This window comes from Solidesulfovibrio alcoholivorans DSM 5433, assembly GCF_000702665.1.
GTDB classification, from domain to species: domain Bacteria; phylum Desulfobacterota; class Desulfovibrionia; order Desulfovibrionales; family Desulfovibrionaceae; genus Solidesulfovibrio; species Solidesulfovibrio alcoholivorans.
In genome coordinates this window covers 191618-210986 of sequence record NZ_JNJA01000005.1, presented here as the reverse complement: position 1 = coordinate 210986, position 19369 = coordinate 191618, and the positions used below count along the sequence as shown (strand labels likewise).

The window sequence follows — 19369 nt, the reverse complement described above, 5'->3', positions numbered from 1 at the left end:
CGGCCGAATGTTTGGGGGAGGCCGCGCCAGGGCGGCCTCCCCCGGGCCGGGTTATTCGCCGAGGATGCCGCGCACCACGCGCACGACTTCGTCGGCCTCGAAGGGTTTGGCCAGAAAGGCCGCCGCCTTGGGGATGATGTATTGCAGCTCGCTGTGCCCGGTGATGACCACGATGGGGATGGTGGCCAGGGCGCTGTTTTTCTGGATGGCCCGGCTGACCCAGGGGCCGGTCTTGTCGGGCATCTCCACGTCCAAGGTGATGAGGTCCGGACGCATGGTCGCGAGCAGCTCCATGGCCTTGTCGCCGTTTTCCGCAGTGACCACCGCGTAGCCATTGTCGGTGAAGACGGCTTCCAGGTAGTCGCGGATATTGGGATCGTCATCCACGGTCAGAATGGTTTTCTTGCTCATGGTTCCACTTCTCCTTTGCGTGGAGGGGCAGACGCGGGGATCGCGCTAGGCATCCGCCGTCGCCGGGAGCTTGTCCGGCCGGTTGATGCTGATCACGGGACACGTGGCCCGCACCAGGACCTGTTCCAGGGTGCTGCCGAAAGGACGCTCGTCGGGATCGAGTTCGCGGGTATGGTGGGCCATGACGATCAGGTCGGCCTGCCGCTCGCGCGCGAACTTGACGATCTCCACATAGGGCGATCCTTCCCAGACCTCAATGGTGGTCCGCTTGGCCAGATCGCCGAGCTTGGACGCGTAGGAAACCTGGATCTTGCGCCGGGCCTCGGCCAACCGGCCCTCGATGCCCTCCTGGGTGAGTGCGATGGGCGACTGCAGGCGGTCGAGGTTCAGGCAGTGGAACAGGTGCAAATCGCCGCCCACGTCCTTGGCGATGGACGAAGCCAGCTGGAAGGCCGATTCCGACGCCTTGGAGAAGTCGGTGGCGAAGACGATGTTGGAAAAGCCGCCCCAGAAAGACGCGGCCGGCCGGGCCACGGTCAGCACCGGACAGCGGGCGGCCTTGGCCACCTTTTCGTGGGTGCCGCCGATGACGCCGCGCTTGTAGAAGCCGCCGACCTCCATGCCCGCGCCGCGCGCGCCCATGACGACGAGATCCGCGTCCTCCTTGCGGGCGATGCGCAGCACCTCCCGCGAGGGATTGCCCACGGCGATCTCGATGCGGGCGTTTTTGCAGCCCGTAAGCTGAATGGCGTAGGTGGTGCGCAGTTCCTCGCGCACGCCCTCCAGGTATTCCTCGTCGGCGTCCACTTCCTCGCCCGTGCGCACGTCGAGCACCAGGCTGCTGTCGCCCTTGCCCGGGATGCCCAGGCAATGGAAGACGATGATTTCCGAGCCGTAACGGCCCGCCATGTCGAAAGCCACGCGGGCGGCGCTGTCGCAATCCGGCGCTCCCGAAGTCGCAAACACTATTTTCCCAAACATTCCGGACCCCCCTGGTACGTGATCGCGTTAGCTGCGTGAGAGGTGTCTTGCCGCAAGGGCACAAGCGCCCGCCCTATTCCTCGTCCTCGTCCTTGGGCTTCAAATGCTCCGGCACGATGACCATCTTGATAAGCAACGGCTTGAGGAAAGACCAGTCGATGCCGATCTCGTACTCTTCCTCGAGGTCGCGGATGGCGTCCCAGCAGTTGTGGCAGGGCGCGATGACGAGCTTGGCCCCGGTGGAAAGGATCTGGTCGCGCTTGGTGAGAAGCGCCTTGTTGCGCTGGGGGCGGAACTTGCCGATGCCGTTGAAGCCGCCGCCGCCGCCGCAGCAGTAGTTGTGCTCCTTGTTGGGCGTCATCTCGCGCAGGTAGCCGGGTTCCACGAGGTAGGAAAGGATCTCGCGGGCGGTCTCTGCCAGGCCCCAGTTGCGGATGTAGTTGCAGGAGTCCTGGTAGGTGACGGGCTGCTTGATGCGCTTGGCCGGATCGATCTTGAGCTTGCCGGTGCGCAGGGCCTCGGCCACCCACTGCACGTAGTGGATGTAGGGCGCCGGCGGCTGGCCGTCGGGACGACCGGCCCAGTACGGGCCCTCGATGACCGTGGCGCGGTGGGCGTGGCCGCATTCCGTGCCGATGACGCGCTTGGGGCGCAGGCGCTCGATGGCGGCGTAGACGTTTTGCACCTGCAGCTTGCAGGCTTCCCAGTCGCCGGCGAACATGGACAGGCTCGTCTGCTCCCAGCCCTCGGAAGGAACGGTCCAGTTCTCCCCGGCGATGTGGAACAGGATGGCCGCCTCGGCCAGGTCTTCGGGATAGTGCTTGGGCTCGCGGGCATTACACGTGTACATGATGTCCGCGTCTTCCTTGTCCACGGGAATCTCGAGGCCCGGCCAGTCGTCCTGCTGCTCCTCGGCCATCCACTCGCAGGTCTCGACCCAGTCCTCGGTGGTCACGTCCATCTGGGCGCGGTAGACGCGGTGCATGCCGGCGCCGATCTTGAGTTCCCAGGGCACGAAGCCCTGCGAGTAGAGCAAGCCGCGCAGATAGCCCATCATGATGCCGATGTCGATGCCGTGGGGGCAGTACATGGCGCAGCGGTTGCAACAGGTGCAGCGCGACCAGGCCACTTCCATGGCGTGGCGCATGAAGGCGTTGTCCACGTCGCCCTTGCGCTTGACGATCTCGCCGAGCGTGGAGTGGATCTTGTAGGACGGCACCTGCTCGGGGTTGCGGTCGTTGACCAGGTAGAGGAAGCAGGAGTCGGCGCACAGCCCGCAGCGGGCGCAGACGTCGAGCCAGGTCCGCATGCGGGATTTGAAGGTCTTCTGGACGGTGGCCCACAGCTTTTCGCGGTCCACTTCCAGCTGTTCCATTTCCTCGTAGTATTTCTTGCCGCGGGTGTCCGAAAGCAGGGCCTTGAGGGCCTCCTCGGTCGTGATCGGCGTCTTGTTGCAGTAGATTCCTTCAGGCATGTCGATTCTCTCCTTGGCGACGTGGCGTCGGCCGTTTCTACCAGACGATGCCGCGGCCGCGCTGTCCGCCGCGTTTCACGCCGAAGTCCACACCGATCTGGGCCCGGGAACAGAAGAACAGCACCACATGGGAGAGCTTGGTGAAGGGGATGGCGATGAGCCAGATCTCGCCGGTAAGGATGTGGGCGAGCAGCCAGCCGCTTCCCTCGCCGCCCTGATGCGCGGCCACGAAACCCGTGACCAGCGGCGCGAGGCTGATGGCCATGATCCAGAGGTCATGGGCCGTGGTGATGATGCGCACTTCCGGCAGGGCGAAGCGGCGCAGCAGGATGAACGCCCCGGCGGCGATGGCGAGCACGGTCAGCGTGTCGGCCAGCCCCGCAGGCAGGGTCGGCCAGCTGATGCCGAAACGCTCGGACACAAGCATGACGTGGGCGAAGAGAAACAGCGGCACGAGGACCAGGCCCACGTGCAGGAGGAAAAAGGCCGCCGCATACAGGGGCTTCAGGCGCCAGCTGCGCGAGCCGTAGGGGGTCAGCCAGTGGAAAATGGATTTGAGCGCGCCCTTGACGGCCAGCTCGCGGTAGTAGCCGTACGGCACGCGGTCGAGCTGCCAATCGAGGCCCTTGACGTATTTCACGACGCGCCAGGCGCTGCCGATGATGAAGATGGCGAACGACAGCCACAGCATCGGCCCCGTCAGGAATGCATACATGGTCTTCTCCTTGCCTTTAGCGAGGTCCGTCGGGCTAGTAGCGCCGGTTGCGTTCTTCGCGACCCGTTAAAAACCGCCAGAAGCCTATGAAGCAGATGAGCACCACGGCCATGAGCACATAGGTCACGCTCTTGTTGTGCAGCATCAGATCTTGCAGGGTGTTAAACATCACGTATCTCCCCTTTCATCCTAGTGGGACGAGTCTTTGTACGCCGGGTGCGCGTAGAAGATCGGCATGCGGGTGACGATCCAGCGGAAGACCAGGACGCCGACGGTGACCACGAACAGCGAAATGATGATTTCGCCCAGGCTCGGGAAGTAGCGTTCGGCGCTCGGCAGCTGCCAGTTGAAGGCAATGAGGCTCACATCGAAGCGGTTGAGCATGATGCCGATGACCGTCCACGGGGCGGCGAGGCGCACGAGGCCGATGTTGCGGTCGCGGTAGCCCACGGCGTAGCAGTAGCACGGCAGCATGACGAAGCCGACGACCTCGAACAGCCACCACGCGCCGTAGCCCGTGAAGAGGTAGTGCCAGCGGTTGTCCATGGAGAGCCCGAGCAGCTTCATGGCCAGGTAGCCGGCCATGATCCAGGCCGCGCCCTTGGCGAAGGCGAACTGGAGGTCCAGGTAGTTGGCGTTGTAGTCCTCGTCCATCTTGTGATGGAAGTACTTGTGCGAGAGCGTGCCCTCGAAGACGACCATGGACAGGCCGGCGAACATGCTCGACATGAAGAACATCACCGGCAGGTACGGGGTGTACCAGAGGGGATGCAGCTTGGACGGGACGATGAGGTAGAGCGCGCCGAGCGAGCTCTGGTGCAGGGTCGAGAGGATGACGCCGAGGATGGTCAGCCCCATGGTCAGCTTGACCAGGATGCCGCGGTACTTGTCCAGGCCGCCCTTCCACTCGAGGGCGGCGGGCAGGTATTCGAGGAAGAGCACCGTCAGGTAGATGAACACGCACAGGCCGACTTCGAAGAGAATCGAGGTCGTGCCCTGCTGGTAGAAGATGGGGTACGGCAGGCGCCAGGGGCGGCCGACGTCGTAGTTGAGCGCGAACACGACCAGGGCGTAGCCCAGGAAGGCCGTGAGGATCGCCGGGCGCACCGCGGCGTGGAAGCGCTTGAACCCGAAGATGTAGCAGGCGGCGGAGGTGGTGTAGCCGCCGGCGGCCAGGGCGACGCCGCACAGGAGGTCGAAGCCGATCCAGATGCCCCAGGGGTTGTTGTCCGAGAGGTTGGTCACCGCGCCAAGGCCCATGGTGAAGCGCATGATCGTCACCACGATGCCGGCGGCCAGGATGATGCCGGCGACAATGTTAAACGGCGTGAACAGGGAACCGTTTTTGCTGTTTTCCGTCGACATTACGCGTCCTCCCCGCCTTCGGAATCCTTGGCGGCCGCTTCGAGGGCCTTTTTCACCTCGACCTCGATGCGCCGCTTGTTGGCGACCTCGGCCTTGGTGAGCTCCTCGGCCAGCTTGGCTTCGGCGTCGGCGCTGGCCTTGGCGATGGCCGCCTCGACCGCCGCCTTCTTCTCTTCCTCGGCGATTTTGTCCTTGCGCTTGCTGATGGCGTAGATGCCCGTCAAAAGCACCGGCCAGATGCCGGCCACGGCCGGCACGGCGGCCAGCGCCCCGGAAGTCAGCTCGGGGGCCGAGGCCGTGCCCAGGCCCTCGTCCATGCCGAGCGAGGCGAAGGAGGGCTTGGGCGCGATGTAGAGCCAGCTCGTGCCGCCCATCTCGTGCTCACCGTAGACGTGCTGCACGTACTTGTCCGGGTTCGCCGTGACGCGGTCCCAGGCGATGTTGAGGAGCTCCCGGCGCTTGCCGAACTGCAAGGCCTCCTTGGGGCAGGCCTCGACACAGCCGGGGAGTTTTCCTTCGAGCAGGCGCGGGTGGCACAGCGTGCATTTCATGACACGCGGCGACAGCGCCTTGTCGTACTCGTAGGCCGGGATGTTGAAGGGGCAGGCCACCATGCAGTAGCGGCAGCCGACGCAGACCGAGGGGTCGTAGACGACCGCGCCGGTCTCGGTCTTCTTGAACGCCTTCACGAAGCAGGCCGAGGCGCAGGCCGGCTCCATGCAGTGGTTGCACTGGATCTTGCGGAAGACCGGGTTTTCGCCGGGCTTCGGCACGTATTTGTTGACCACGGTGTAGCTCTTCGCGTCGGTGCGGCGCGTGGTGTCGAGCACCGTGAGGTCGTCAAAGGGTTTCGCCGGTTTGGGCAGATCGTTGACCTGGTTGCAGGCGGCCTCGCACTTGCGGCAGCCGATGCAGCGGCTGGCGTCGAAAAGGACGCCCCCGACGTTCGGCATGCCCGCGACATCCGCGCTGGAGGAGGCCTTGGCCGTGACGGCCGTTGTCAGGCTCACCCCGGCCGCTCCCATAAGGCCCAGAAAGTGTCTCCGTTTCATCGTATCGCGACCTCGACTGGTTGGGGTGCTATTGCTTCTTTGCCGCGTGGCAACCGGTGCAGTCCGTAGCCTTGGGCACGGGTTTGGCCCCCGGGGCCTTGTCCACGACCTTGCCGTCGATGCCCATGGCCGTATGGCAGCCCATGCACTGGTTATGATAGGCGGCCTTGAGGGCCGGACGCGGCGAGGCGGCCGTGCCTTCCACGGCGGGATGGCAGTTGCCGCAGCGCGGCGGAGTCTTGGAAGCGGGGCTGTTATGATGGCAGCCCTGGCACACGGCCGCGTCGGTGGCGTGGAACGCCCCGGCGAGCTTGCTGTCCTTCATGCCCGCCACCATGGAGAGCACGATCTTGCGGTGCGGCAGCACCGACGCCTCGTACTCCTTGGCAAGGGAGCCGATGGTCACGGTTTCGGGAATATCCGAGGCGGCGAAGGTCACGGTTTGCTCACGCTTGCCGGCGAGGAGCCTCTCGGCCAGGGCCGGGGCCATGGCCGCGGCTTCCTTGTCGTTGCGCTCCATGAATTCCGACACGGCGGCGTCCAGGCCGTCTTTGGGCGTCACGTGGCAGGAGCCGCACTGCGACTTGTCGCCGACACCCTTCTTCATGGAATTGTGGCAGCCGGCGCACTCGGGCTTTTTCTGCAACGCGGCGTGGCAGCCGGCGCAGCTTTGCGTCGCGTCCGCCTTGTGCATGGCCCCTTCCAGGGTCACGAAGCCGCCGTCCTTGGAGCCGGGCACGGTGTGGCACTTCTCCGCGCAGGAGGTCAGGGCCGCGTGGTGGCAGGAGACGCAGGTCTCGCTCTTGGCCTCGTGGTACTTGTGGTCGAAGGGCACCGGCGGCATGCCGTAGGGCTTGACCGGCTTGCCGTCCGCGCCCACAAGCGGCTTGGCGGCGGCGGCCGGGCGGATCATGGCGTAGTCGGGCTGGCCGCGCTTGATGCGCAGGTCGGCGTCGGCCGGGACCTTTTTCAGCGACGTCTCGGCGATGGCCTTCTGGTCGAGCGGACCGTGGCAGCCGGCGCAGGTGGACGGGCCCGTGGCGACGTCCTTGCCGCCGGAAGCGGCCACGGAGCGGTGGCAGGTCACGCATTCGCCGTGGGCGGCCAGGCGCAGCGACCGGATTTTTTCGGGCTTGCGGCCAGGCACCACCGAGCCGGACTCGGTGTGGCAGTAGACGCAGGCGCCGGGCACCTTCTCGGGCGCGGGCGCGGCGATGGTCTTGCCGGCGGCCTCGTCGTAGATATGGTGGCAGGCGCCGCACTTGTTCTCCGACTGGGCCTGCGTGGCGGCGTGGCGGAAGTGCAGGCGCTTGTCCACGACGATGGGCTGCCAGTTGGAGGCGACGTCGGGCTTGCCGTTGTGGCAGCCCTTGCACTGCACGTCCGTGGGGCCGGATTTGACGCCCGCTGCGGACATGTCCATATGGCATTTGATGCAGTTGTTGTGGTAGGTGTCCTTGATCTTGTCGGCCGAGGCGGGCGCGTCGTCGCGCCGGTAGGCCAGGAACATGGTCCCGTCCTTGTCCGACAGGTGGCAGGTGCCGCATTCCTTCTGGTAGAACTTGGCCTGCTTGCCGAGCGCGGCCGTGTGCTTGTCGTGGAGGAAGACGACCGGAGGCTGGGTGAGCGGCCCGAACTGTTTCAGTTCGTCGATGGAGAGGATGTCGGCCCGCAGCTTCTCGTCCCCCTGCTCCTTGGCCGCGCCTTGTCCCGCGGTCAGCGTCAGCAAGCCGCCGGCCCCGGCCAGGACCAGGGCGACAAGCAGTGTTCCCGTGCGCCGTTTTGCATTTTTCATACGATCTTCGACCTTCTGCTTGACGTGTTCACTTCACCCATCTCCCATGGCCACGGTCCTTGGCGCGCCGTCCTGCGGCCCTTGCCGGCCGTCCCCGGGGGAACGCATCCGGGAGGGAAAACCCGCTTCAAAAATGGTTCTTGACAGCGTCGCAAAAAATAATCACGATTTGCATGCAATACGTGAGGTTAGTCCTTAGCGAGTTTTGTGAAACTTGTCACCTGATTTTTTGACTTCCTGCGGACGGCACCACGGAGTTTGTCACGAAATGCCGAAGTCACGAAACCCATCCGTGACACACCGGAACGGGGAATAGAGGACAATATTTTGGAATCATTGATAAAAAATAAAAAACTGGACGCCTCTGGCGACGGCGTTCCCACGGCTTCCACCAAGTTCCTGACCACGGAACAGCTCGCCCAACTCGATCAGGCCTTCGCCACATGGGTGGCCAACGCCCGGGGCAAGCGTTCGCGAATGTCACGAAACCGTTGTCGTCTGGTCTTTCTGATGCTGCGCCACACCGGCGCCAAGCTCGGCGAAGTACTGGCCGTGCGCGACGACGAGGACTTCGACCTCGTCGCCCGCAAGGCCCGCCTGGGCGGGCGCGGCGAGGAGGCCCGGACCTGGCGCGAGGTCTACATGCCCCACGAGCTGCACGCCGAGCTCGGCCAGATCCTGCGCGACGCCGACTACGCCCCCCTGCGCGGCGCGCTCTTCGCCCTGGACCAGGGCTACGTGCGCCGGGTGCTCTACGAACGCGCGGCCGAATGCGGCCTGCCCCGCCACCTGGCCAACCCCAACACCCTGCGCCGCTCGCGCGGCATCGAGCTCTTGCGCGGCGGCGTGCCCCTCGTCGCCATCCAGCGCAGCCTCGGCCACCTGACCGCCAATTCCACGGCCGCCTTCCTGGAGCTCTCCGGCGAGGACACCGCCGCCTTGGACCTGGCCCTGCTCGAGCGGGAGAAAAATCCCACCGAGGACAACCGCAACGTCTTTTCCGGCAAGATCGCGGCCATCAACCCCGGCGACCTGCAATCCCTGGTCGAGGTCGAGACCCCCGGCGGGCACAGGCTCGTCTCGGTGCTCTCCAACGACCACCTGCGCGCCATGGGCCTGCGCCGCGGCAGCGCGGTCACGGCCCGCATCCGGCCGCCGCGCCTCAGCCGCGACGACGCCGGCGGCGCGGCCGCGGGCCCCAACCGCTTTCACGGCGTGGTCGAACGCATCATGGTCGGCGCGGACACGGCCGAGGTGGTGGTGCAACTCGAGGACGGGGCCCGGGTCTGCTCCGTCGTCACCCCGGAAAGTCTGGCCAACATGCGCCTGGAGGTGGGCGAACCCGTCTGGGCCATGACCGGGGCGTTTTCCATCACGGTCAGCCTGCCCTGACCCCGGGCCGGAACCGTCGGAGGGACCATGGGAAAGCGCACAACATCACAGGGAGCGACAGCGGCCCGACCGCCGCTCGAGCACTTCGCCCAGAGCGCCGGCGGGCTGTTCGCGCGCATCCGCTGTTCGCTCATCACCAAGCTCGCCATTGTCTCCGGCGCGGCGCTCATGTTTTTCTTCTTCCTGTGGTCCTCGCTCAACATGGAAGCCATGGAAGCCCTGTCCATGGAAAACACGATTTCCGACATCGACCGCCTGGGCACCACCATCATCCTCGGGCTGCACGATTCCATGCTGACCTACACGCCCGACGCCACCCAGGAAATCGTGCGCAACATCGGCACCCAGCGGGCCATCCGCTCCATCCGCGTCTACAACAAGCGCGGCGAGATCAAGTACTCCAACCAGACCACGGAAATCGGCGCGGTCACGGACATCAAGCAAGAGGCCTGCTACGTCTGCCACCGCCTGGAACCGCCCCGATCGCGCCTGGACATCAAGCAGCGCACCCGCGTCTTCACCGACGCCGCGGGCGAAAAATGCATCGGCATCCTCTTTCCCATCCGCAACGACACCTCCTGCTCGGGCGATCCCTGCCACGTGCATGCGCCCGGCAAGGAGATCCTCGGCCTGCTCGACATGGTCGTCTCCCTGGAGGGGCCGCTGGCCAACCTGTCACGCTTCAGTCGCATCAATTTCCTCATGGCCCTGGCCATCGCCGGGGCGCTTTTCCTCATCCTCTTTCTGTGCCTGCACCTGCTCGTCAACAACCCCGTGCGCAAGATGATGCGCGCCACGCGTTCCATCGCCCGGGGCGAGGGATTCGCGGGCCTCGACATGCGCCAGTGCGACGAGATGGGGGAGCTCGGCCGGGCGATAGGCGCCATGGGCCGCGAGGTGCTCTCCAAGCAGGCCGAACTCGCCCGCCAGATGAAGCGCTACCAGGAGCTCTTCGAACACGTGCCCTGCACCATCACCGTGCAGGACCGCGACCTGCGCCTGGTCAGCTACAACCAGCTCTTCTCCGGGGAATTCCACGCGCGCCCCGGCGAATACTGCTACAAGGCCTACAAGGGCCTGGACGCCCCCTGTCCCAACTGCCCGGTGATCCGCACCTTCGAGGACGGCCTGCCCCACGTCACCGAGGAGGTGACCACGGCCAGGGACGGCTCCAAGCGCGCCCTGTTCGTGAGCACCGCGCCCATGACCGACGCCGCGGGCAATGTGAACGCCGTCATGGAGATCAGCCTCGACATCACCTCGAGCAAGTTCCTGGAAGAGGAGCTCGAACGCTCGCGGCGCAAGTACCTCGGCATCTTCAGCTGCATTCCCACGGCACTGTTCGTCCTCGACCAGGAAACGCTCACCATCCTCGAGTGCAACCAGAAGGCGCTTACGGTCTACGGCTACAGCGAGAAGGAGCTCCTGGGAAAACGCTTCACGGAACTGTTCGCCGACCGCGACCGCACCGGCTGCGAACGCCGCATCCGCGAACAGGCCGCCATCGACCGGGCGCGGCACGTCAGGCAAAACGGCGACGCCATCTACGTTTCCATGCGCATCTCCACGGCCGCGTTCCCGGGCAACCAGGTCTATCTGGTCTCGGCCACGGACATCACCCGGCGGCTGGAAACCGAACAGCAGCTCATCCAGGCAAGCAAGATGGCGACGCTTGGCGAGATGGCGACGAGCGTCGCACACGAGCTCAACCAGCCCATGACCGTCATCCAGACCATTTCCGATTATCTGTTGCGCAAGACCAAGGGCGACGCGGCCGTACCCCGCGAGCTCTTCACGGAAATGGCCGAGGGCATCGGCCGCCACATCGCCCGGGCCACGCGCATCATCAACCACATGCGGGAATTCGGCCGCAAATCCGACCTCGTGATCGAACCCGTGGACCTCGGCGAGGTGCTCACCCGCACCCTCGAGCTCTTCACCCAGCAGCTCAAGGTGCGCAACATCGAGGTGGACTGCGCAATCGACCCGGACCTGCCCAAGGTCATGGCCGAGGGCAACCGGCTGGAGCAGGTGTTCATGAACCTGCTCTTAAACGCCCGCGACGCCATCGAGGAGCACGCGGGGGCGGCCGGGTCCGGCGCGGCCAAGCGCGTGACCCTGCGCGTCCATGCCGCGGGCGACGACGTGGCCGTGGAAATCGCCGACACCGGCGGCGGCATCGCGCCGAACATCCAGGACAAGATCTTCGAGCCCTTTTTCACCACCAAGACCGTGGGCAAGGGCACCGGGCTCGGACTCTCCATCAGCTACGGCATCATCAAGGACTACGGGGGCAGCATCGAGGCGGTCAACGATCCCGGGCAAGGGGCGCGCTTCATCATCCGCCTGCCCCGCGTGCGCCCGGAAAACGGCCAGGAAGCCGGGGAGTTGCGTGCATGAAACGATACGTGTATGGTTTTGGAAATAATTTCAGACCATTATACGTAAGAATCGGCAGAGGGAAACCGGCGCACGCGCCGGAGTAACGCCCGAACAGGGAAACCCGTTGTCGCGCCCTTTCCCGGGCGCGGGCCCCTGTGCTAGGCAACGGGCATTCCCGCAAGGCTATGGCGTACATCGCGATCAACCGCATCGGGACCGCGTCCGCAGCCGGCCGCGCGCCCACCAAGGAGACGGAGATGGCCAAGAAAATCATGGTGGTGGATGACGATCCGCAGATCGTCTCCTATCTCGTCACGCTGCTTGGGGACAATGGCTTTGAAACGTGCAGCGCTTCCGACGGCGACGCGGCCATGGACGTGCTCGAGCGCGAGCGTCCGGACTGCATCACCCTGGACCTGGAGATGCCCCACGAATGGGGGCCGCGCTTCTACCGGAAGTTCTCCCAGAAGGAAGAGTACAAGAACATCCCCGTGGTGGTCATCAGCGGCCTGACCGGCCATGACATGGCCATCCGCAAGGCCGTGGCCGCCATCCACAAGCCCTTCGAGCCCGAGGCCGTGCTCACGGCCGTCAAAAAGGCCTGCGGCGAATAGCGCAAGCCCCGGGACCGGTCCCGGCGGGGACCGGTCCCGGCTCCTTCCCGCCCCGTTTACATGCCCCGCGCAGCGGGGTATCATGCCAGCATGTCGGAAATCGCACGACTCATGGATGCCCTGTGCCGACAGGAAGGAGCCACGCCGACCCCACTTCCCGGCGTGCGCCTGCACCGCACTTCGCGCGACATCGCGCGCGTCCCCCTGCTCTACGCCCAAGGCATCATCATCGTCGGCCAGGGCTCGAAAAAGGTCCATCTCGGCGGCAAGGTCCACGCCTACGATCCGGACCATTACCTGGTGCTGTCCGTGCCGCTGCCTGCGGAATGCGAGGCCGTGGTCGACCCGGCCCAACCGCTCCTGTCCATGGTCGTGGACATCGACATGGAGATGCTGCGCGGCATCATCGGCCGGCTCGAAGAGCGGCGGGAGACCCCGCGGCCGGGCTGCGCGCAAAAGGGCCTGTACCTGGCCCGGGCCGACGCGGCATTCAAGGACACGACGACGCGGCTTCTGCGCGCGCTGGCCGCGCCCGACGAGGCGCGCGTGCTGGGGCGGGGACTCGTGCGGGAGCTGCTTTTCCGGGTGCTGCAAGGGGAAAACGCCGCGGCGCTCTATGCCCTGGCCGCGCACAACACGGGGCTGTCGCGCATCGACAAGGCACTCAGGCAGATCCACGAGAACTTCAACCAGTCCTTTAACGTGGAGCAGCTGGCCGAGGTCGTCAACATGAGCCCCTCGGCCTTCCACCGCGCCTTCAAGGAAGTGACCGCCCAGTCGCCGATCCAGTATCTCAAGCGGGTGCGGCTCAACAAGGCCAAGAGCCTGCTCGTGGAAAGCGGCCTGCGTTCGAGCGACGCGGCGCGGCTGGTGGGCTACGAAAGCGTTTCCCAGTTCAACAGGGAATTCAAGCGCTACTTCGGGGCGAGCCCCCGCCATCTGCCGGAACTCGCCGGCTGGCAGTAAACCTCCCGCCACGCACCATCTGCGCCCCTGCGGGGCGTCTCTCCCAACGCCCCCCTACAAGGGGGCCGGGGGATTATCCCCCCCGGCCGCCGGAGGCATCTTCCCTTTCCCTCTTTCTTCTCCTCCCCTCAAATCACCATCCCGTTCGCCGCGATGTCGGCCACGATGCGTTCCTTGATCATCCGCGACACCGGACCGGGCTTGCCGTCGCCCACGGCTGCGCCGTTGTAGCGCACGATGCTCAGGCAGTCGTTGGTGGTGCCAAGGATCATCATCTCCCTGGCCGTGGCCACGGCCTCTTCGCGCACGGAGGCAAAGACCACTTCGATCTCGCCCTGGATCAGCTCCACCGCGCGCATGAGCGTCGTGCCGCGAAGGGCGTTGTTGAGCTCCGGCACGATGAAACGGCCCTGCGCGTCCACGAGGCAGATGTTTTCCGTGGCGCCCTCGGCCAGGAAGCCCTTGTCGTCGTAGCAGACCGGATAGTCCTCGCCGCGCTCGGTTGCCTCGCGGCGCATGAGGACGTTGGGCAGGTAGTCGATGGACTTGATGCGCGCCAGATAGTTCTGTTTGGCCGGGATGGAGGTGCGAAAGGCGGTGACGCCCTTGGCGAACGCCTCGGCCGGCCGGGGATGGAAACGGTAGGCGACGATGGTGAGGCTCGGCGTCGGGCACTCGGCCGGATCGATGCCGAAGCCGCCGGGGCCGCGCCCGACGATGACGCGCACAAGGCCCGTGTCCGAACCGCCGGCCCGGCAGACGTCCAGGGTCAAGGCCGCGACCGCGTCCCAGGGACAGGGCGGGGCCAGGTAGATGGCGGCCGCCGAACGCTCCATGCGTTCGAAATGCGGGCCGACCTGGTAGAGCCTGCCGCCGACGTACTTGAGAGTCTCGAACACCCCGTCGCCCCGGTGGACGAGGTGGTCGTCCAGGGGAATGAGCAACATCCGCGGGTCCGTGCAGATCACGCCCAGGCGGTGCTCGTAGAAGGCCAGCACGTTTTCGCCGCCCGGTCGCGGCGTGGCGAGCAGCCGGGCGACGTAGGCGTCGGCGTCGACAATATCGGGCATGGATTGAACTCCTTGAAAAACAGTTGGGGGAAACGCCCCAAGGACGTTTCCCCCATTCACGATTTTTCCTGTCCGGTCAAATGCGCGTCAGGCGGGCACGCCCACCTTGTCGCGGCTGATGAGCAGCTCGGCGATCTGCACGGCATTGAGCGCCGCGCCCTTGCGGATGTTGTCGGACACGATCCAGAGATTGAGCCCGTTGTCGATGGTGTTGTCCTCGCGGATGCGCCCCACGAACACGTCGTCCTCGCCCGCGGCGTGGATGGGCATGGGATAGATCTTCTCGGACGGGTTGTCGTAGACCGTGACCCCGGGAGCCTGGGAGAGGATGACCCGGGCGTCCTTGGCCGTGAGCTTTTTCTCCGTCTCGATGTTGACCGACTCGCTGTGGCTGTAGAAAACCGGCACGCGCACCGTGGTGGCCGTGACCTTGATCGAGTCGTCGCCCATGATCTTGTTCGTTTCCTTGATCATCTTGATTTCTTCGAAGGTGTAGTCGCCGTCGGAGAAAACGTCGATCTGCGGCAGGCAGTTGAAGGCGATCTGGTAGGGATAGACCTTCGCCTCGGGGTCCTGCATGTTGAACAGCTGGCGCACCTGGGTCTCGAGCTCGGCAATGGCCTTCTGCCCGGTGCCGGAAACGGCCTGGTACGTGGAAACGACCACGCGCTTGATCTTCGCCGCGTCGTGCAGGGGCTTGAGCGCCACCACCATCTGGATGGTCGAGCAGTTGGGGTTGGCGATGATGCCCTTGTGCCAGTCCACGTCGTCGGGATTGACCTCGGGCACCACCAGCGGCACCTCGGGGTCCATGCGCCAAGCGCTCGAATTGTCGATGACCACGCAGCCGGATTTGACGGCGAAGGGCGCAAATTTTTTCGAGGTGGCGCCGCCGGCGGAGAAGAGGGCGATGTCCACACCCTTGAAGGAATCCTCGGTCATCTCCTCGACGGTGAGCTCCCCATCGGCATACGGCACGGTCGTGCCCGCCGAGCGCGAGGAAGCCAAGGCCTTGACGGTCTTGGCCGGAAACGCGCGCTGTTCGAGGGTCTTGAGCATCTCCCGTCCCACGGCTCCCGTGGCCCCAGCCACGGCCACAACCCATTCGCCCCTGGCCATATGGTCCTCCATTAGGTGATTAAGACGCCTCCGGCGTCCAGGAGGGACACTGTCCCTCCTGGACCTCCCGCAAGGGGAAGTCACGGAAAGCTCTGTCTAGGCGATTCCCCGGGGAAACGCCAGATTTTTATCAAATGAAATGAGGCTATTGTAAAAATTCACAATCCCGCGTCGCGAGGATACACAAACGGTAACAGACTGAAATCATTGGGGGGGACTTCCCCCTTAAAGCCCCATCGAAAAGCCGAACAACCATTTTCGTGTATCCCTGCAACACACGCTCCGCCCCTTTCGGGGTGGTCCAGGAGGGGCCCTCGGCCCCTTCTGACCGCCGGAGGCATCTCCCCTCCCCTCACCCGAGCCCGGCAATAATGGACAACACGGCCTCGGCCTTGTTGAGCGTGTAGAGATGCACGCCCGGCGCGCCGCGGGCGAGGAGATCCTTCGCCTGGCGCGTGGCGTAGGCGATGCCGGCCTTGGCCACGGCCGCCGCGCCGCCCGAGGCGTCCGCGGCCTCCAGCTCGGCCAGATAGGCCGACGGCAGGGTCGCGCCGCACATGCCGACCAGCCGCTTCACGCTCGCCAGGCTCATGACCGGCAGCACGCCCGGCACGATGGGCGCGTCGATGCCAAGCGCCCGCACTTTTTCCACGAAGCGGAAATAACAGTCGTTGTCGAAAAAGAGCTGCGTGACCACGAAGTCGCCGCCCAACGCGAGCTTTTGGCGCAGGAAATCCAGGTCCGCCTCGGGCGAAACCGCCTCGGGATGGCACTCGGGATAGCCGGCCACGCCCAGGCACAGCCCGGGGTATTCCCGGCGGATGAAGCCGACGAGGTCGGAAGCGTGCCGGAAGTCATCGGAATCCGGGACGAAGTTCTCCTGTCCCCGGGGCGGGTCGCCACGTAGCGCCAGCACGTTGTCCACGCCCGCCGCGCGCAATCCGTCGAGGAAACCGCGAATCTTCTCCCGGCTCGCCCCGACGCAGGTCAAATGGGCCATGGGCTCGAGGCCGTAGGCGGTCTTGAGGCGCGACACGATCTCCAGCGTGTGGGCATGGGTGCTGCCGCCGGCCCCGTAGGTCACGGAGACGAAAAGCGGATGCACCGGCAACAGCCGCTCCACCACGTCGAAGAACCCGGCCCAGGCCTCGCGCTCCTTGGGCGGGAAAAACTCCAGCGAAACGAACGGCCGCCTGGCCGCGATCAAGTCTCTGATGCGCACGCGGTCTCCTTTCCGGGGAGGAGCAGAAGAAGCGAAGACCGGGGGGGAACCCCCTTTTTGAAAAGGGGGTCCCCCCCCCCCCGGCCCCCCTTTCCCCGAAGAACTTTCAAAGGGGATAGCGACAAAACGTAGCGGCAACGCGACAGACGGTGTTGGTGGGAGGAATTACGCCCCCCCTTTCGGGGTGGTCCAGGAGAGGCCCCTCGGCTCCTCCTGGCCGCCGGAGGCATTTCCTCCTCCCCCTCTCCATCACCCGCACCCGCACTCTCTACTGAATGACTTCGCTGCCCGTGACGGCCAACTGCGCCACGATGTCCTGGTCCGCTTCAAGAAAAGGCCTGTCCTTCCCCTCCTCGGGGGTCAGCCATTCCATTTCCTGGCCCTCGCGCGGAGACAGTTCGCCCTCAAAGGCACGGACATGGAAGAAATGCAGGTGCACGGAAATATGCGCGTAGGAATGCTCTTTTTCCTGGAAAAAGGCAATCGAGGTAGGCGTTATGTCCAATTCCTCACGCAGTTCCCGCACGAGCGCCGCGCGCACCGATTCGTCGGGCTCCACCTTGCCGCCGGGGAACTCGTACAGCCCGGCCATGGGCTTGCCCTGGGGGCGCTTGACGCCCAGATACTTTCCATCCCGCCAGATGACGGCGGCCACAACAGTCACAATCTTCGGCGCACACTTCATGATGCCTCCAGCAATGCGGCCCGGCGGGCCTCCAAATCGGCGAGTTCCTCTTCCAGTACCGCCATGCGGGCAAGCAGTTCCTCGGCCTCGTGGCCAAGGGCCCCGTATTCCTTGCCGAGCGAGGAAAAGAGCTCCTTTTGGGCATACGTTTCCGGCTCGGCCATGACAGCTTCCACTTCGGACTGGCGCGCCAGCACCGCTTCAAGCCTGGCCTCGAGCTTGTCGAAGGCCTCGCGCTTGGGCTTGATGTCGCGGTAGAGGGCGTTGCGCTGTTCGGCCACGCGGCGTTTGCGTTCCTTGTCCTCCTGGCGCGAGAGCTTCGGCGCGGACGGGGCGTCGCCGGCGTCGTCGCCGGAGGTCGCGGCGGCCTCGTTTTGGCGGGCGGCCTGCGCCTGCTCGTAGGCGGCGAACCCCTCGTCGTAGACCGTGACGCCGTCCTCGCCCACGGCCCAGACTTCCCCTGCCGCCTCGCGCAGCAGATAGCGGTCGTGGGCGACCATGAGGATGGTGCCGGTGTATTCCGCGAGCGCCCGCACAAGGGCTTCGCGGCTCTCCAGGTCCAGGTGGTTGGTGGGTTCGTCGAGGACGAGGAAATTGGCCCGCGCGGAAAAAAGGCCGGCCAGCACCAGCCGCGACTTCTCGCCGCCGGAGAGTTCCGACACCCGACGCTCCCAGTAGTCCTCGCCGAGAAGAAACAGCCCCAGGATGGAGCAGACTTCCAGGTGCGTGGCGCGGGGGCCGGCCATACGCTTCATCTCGGACATGACCAGGGCGTCTGATTGCAGGATCTCCGTCTGGTGCTGGCTGAAATAGCCGAGCTTGACCCCTGTGCCGAGCAGCAGCCGGCCCGAGGCGGGCTTGAGCGCGCCGACCACGAGCTTTAAAAGCGTGGTCTTGCCCGCGCCGTTGTGCCCGACCAGCGCCACTTTCTGGCCGCGAAAGAGCTGGAAGGTCAGCGGCGGCCAGAGGGGTTTGCGGTCGGGATAGGAGTAAGAAAGATCGGCCGCCGCGCACACGGTCTTGTCCGACTTCTCGGGCTCGGGCAGCGTGAAATTGAGCGTCTTGGCGCGCACGTCCGGACGCTCGTTTTTGAGCGCCGCCATCTCCTTTTCGAGCTTGTCAACATTCTTCAGTTTGCTTTGCGCCTGGCGCGCCTTGGTCGCCTTGTAGCGGAAGCGGTCCACGAAGGCGTTGTGCTGCTTGATCTTGTTGTCGATGGCCGCCGCCTGCCGCTCCCACTGCTTTTCCATCTCCTCGCGCCAGGCGAGGAACTGCGTGAAGGAGCCGGGCCGCCAGATGGGCTTGACGTCGCCCATGAAGAGCGTGTGCGTGGCCACGCGGTCGAGAAAGACGCGGTCGTGGGCGACGAAGACCAGCACACCGGGGAAATTGCACAAAAAGGATTCGAGCCAGGACACGGCGTCAAGGTCCAGGTGGTTGGTGGGCTCGTCGAGGAGCAGCACGTCGGCCCCGGCCGTAAGCACCCTGGCGAGCTTGGCCCGCTCGCGCCAGCCGCCGGAAAGCGCGGCAAGGGGCGCGCCCTGGTGCTTTTCCTCGAAGCCCAGGCCCGTGAGGATCGTCTTGGCCCGGTGCTCGGGGTTGTAGCCCAGCGCGTGTTCGAGGCTCGCCTGTTCGTGGGCCAGCGCCTCCATGGCGGGCTTGTCGCCGGCGGCGACGGCCGCGTCGTAGCGCGCCCAGAACTCCTTCCAGGACGGCAAGGCGGCCATGACCCAGGCTAAAAGCGTCATGCCGAGGTCGGCCTCGTCCATGTCCTGGGCGACGTAGCCCAGGCGCGCGCCGGTCGAGAGCGACACCTTGCCGCCGTCGGGTTCGGACACGCCGGCGATGAGTTTTAAAAGCGTGGATTTGCCCGCGCCGTTCTGGCCGACCACGGCCAGGCGCGTGCCGCCGGGAATCTCCAGGGAAAAATCCTTGAAGAGGTCGCGGCCGCCATAGGACTTGGAGAGATTTTGCAGACTGACTTTGGCCATAACTTCCATCGGGCGCGGCGCAGGCCGCACAAGAACTGCCGGGCGGGACCGTCCGGCCGTGCCTGCATACGCAAAAAAGGCCCGGAAAACCAGCCCCCGCCGCCGGTGAATGCCGGCAGTCGGCAGCTGTTTCGC

At 65.4% G+C, this 19369-nt stretch carries 17 protein-coding genes; 4 read left to right on the top strand and 13 right to left on the bottom strand.

What is annotated here, in order from left to right; all coding sequences use genetic code 11:
- Nucleotides 1-51: 51 nt before the first annotated feature.
- From Q368_RS0111550 to hmcA, 8 genes are all read right to left on the bottom strand, one after another.
- Complete coding sequence (locus Q368_RS0111550; protein ID WP_029459226.1) at nucleotides 52-411, bottom strand: response regulator; 360 nt, start codon at nucleotides 409-411, stop codon at nucleotides 52-54.
- 45 nt (nucleotides 412-456) lie between these two features.
- On the bottom strand, nucleotides 457-1392 hold the full coding sequence (locus Q368_RS0111545) for a universal stress protein (RefSeq protein WP_029459225.1): 936 nt from the start codon (nucleotides 1390-1392) through the stop codon (nucleotides 457-459).
- A 73-nt stretch (nucleotides 1393-1465) separates the two neighbouring features.
- Entirely contained in the window at nucleotides 1466-2866 is a 1401-nt protein-coding gene (gene hmcF, locus Q368_RS0111540; protein ID WP_029459224.1) for a sulfate respiration complex iron-sulfur protein HmcF, read from the bottom strand.
- Between the two features lie 37 nt (nucleotides 2867-2903).
- Nucleotides 2904-3581 (bottom strand): sulfate respiration complex protein HmcE, encoded by a 678-nt coding sequence (gene hmcE / locus Q368_RS0111535; RefSeq protein WP_029459223.1) that lies wholly within the window; start codon nucleotides 3579-3581, stop codon nucleotides 2904-2906.
- A gap of 34 nt (nucleotides 3582-3615) precedes the next feature.
- Complete coding sequence (hmcD, locus tag Q368_RS25630) at nucleotides 3616-3750, bottom strand: sulfate respiration complex protein HmcD (RefSeq protein ID WP_156955694.1); 135 nt, start codon at nucleotides 3748-3750, stop codon at nucleotides 3616-3618.
- Nucleotides 3751-3770: 20 nt separating this feature from the next.
- Nucleotides 3771-4946, bottom strand: a complete 1176-nt coding sequence (gene hmcC, locus Q368_RS0111525; RefSeq protein ID WP_029459222.1) for a sulfate respiration complex protein HmcC — start codon at nucleotides 4944-4946, stop codon at nucleotides 3771-3773.
- Nucleotides 4946-5998, bottom strand: a complete 1053-nt coding sequence (gene hmcB / locus Q368_RS0111520) for a sulfate respiration complex iron-sulfur protein HmcB (RefSeq protein WP_029459221.1) — start codon at nucleotides 5996-5998, stop codon at nucleotides 4946-4948. Before hmcB ends, hmcC begins: the two co-directional genes overlap by 1 nt.
- A gap of 28 nt (nucleotides 5999-6026) precedes the next feature.
- On the bottom strand, nucleotides 6027-7793 hold the full coding sequence (gene hmcA / locus Q368_RS0111515; protein ID WP_029459220.1) for a sulfate respiration complex hexadecaheme cytochrome HmcA: 1767 nt from the start codon (nucleotides 7791-7793) through the stop codon (nucleotides 6027-6029).
- Between the two features lie 327 nt (nucleotides 7794-8120).
- On the opposite strand from hmcA, the gene Q368_RS0111510 reads away from it, so the two are divergent.
- From Q368_RS0111510 to Q368_RS0111495, 4 genes are all read left to right on the top strand, one after another.
- Nucleotides 8121-9185 carry a TOBE domain-containing protein gene (locus Q368_RS0111510; RefSeq protein WP_245611332.1) on the top strand — a complete coding sequence of 355 codons (1065 nt, stop codon included), beginning with the start codon at nucleotides 8121-8123 and terminating at the stop codon, nucleotides 9183-9185.
- A 27-nt stretch (nucleotides 9186-9212) separates the two neighbouring features.
- Nucleotides 9213-11585, top strand: a complete 2373-nt coding sequence (locus Q368_RS0111505) for an ATP-binding protein (RefSeq protein ID WP_052360121.1) — start codon at nucleotides 9213-9215, stop codon at nucleotides 11583-11585.
- Nucleotides 11586-11824: 239 nt separating this feature from the next.
- On the top strand, nucleotides 11825-12181 hold the full coding sequence (gene divK, locus Q368_RS0111500; RefSeq protein WP_029459217.1) for a DVU0259 family response regulator domain-containing protein: 357 nt from the start codon (nucleotides 11825-11827) through the stop codon (nucleotides 12179-12181).
- 90 nt (nucleotides 12182-12271) lie between these two features.
- Complete coding sequence (locus Q368_RS0111495) at nucleotides 12272-13147, top strand: AraC family transcriptional regulator (RefSeq protein ID WP_029459216.1); 876 nt, start codon at nucleotides 12272-12274, stop codon at nucleotides 13145-13147.
- Between the two features lie 128 nt (nucleotides 13148-13275).
- Here Q368_RS0111495 and Q368_RS0111490 read toward each other — a convergent pair whose 3' ends face one another.
- The 5 genes from Q368_RS0111490 to Q368_RS0111470 all read right to left on the bottom strand — a co-directional run bounded on the left by Q368_RS0111490 (nucleotide 13276) and on the right by Q368_RS0111470 (nucleotide 19234).
- Nucleotides 13276-14217, bottom strand: coding sequence for an aminotransferase class IV (locus Q368_RS0111490; protein ID WP_029459215.1), 942 nt, complete (start codon nucleotides 14215-14217; stop codon nucleotides 13276-13278).
- Between the two features lie 87 nt (nucleotides 14218-14304).
- Nucleotides 14305-15336 (bottom strand): aspartate-semialdehyde dehydrogenase, encoded by a 1032-nt coding sequence (locus Q368_RS0111485; RefSeq protein ID WP_029459214.1) that lies wholly within the window; start codon nucleotides 15334-15336, stop codon nucleotides 14305-14307.
- A gap of 352 nt (nucleotides 15337-15688) precedes the next feature.
- Entirely contained in the window at nucleotides 15689-16558 is an 870-nt protein-coding gene (gene metF / locus Q368_RS0111480; protein ID WP_029459213.1) for a methylenetetrahydrofolate reductase [NAD(P)H], read from the bottom strand.
- Between the two features lie 268 nt (nucleotides 16559-16826).
- Nucleotides 16827-17243, bottom strand: a complete 417-nt coding sequence (locus tag Q368_RS0111475; RefSeq protein WP_029459212.1) for a (deoxy)nucleoside triphosphate pyrophosphohydrolase — start codon at nucleotides 17241-17243, stop codon at nucleotides 16827-16829.
- Nucleotides 17240-19234 (bottom strand): ABC-F family ATP-binding cassette domain-containing protein, encoded by a 1995-nt coding sequence (locus tag Q368_RS0111470; RefSeq protein ID WP_029459211.1) that lies wholly within the window; start codon nucleotides 19232-19234, stop codon nucleotides 17240-17242. Before Q368_RS0111470 ends, Q368_RS0111475 begins: the two co-directional genes overlap by 4 nt.
- Nucleotides 19235-19369: the final 135 nt, after the last annotated feature.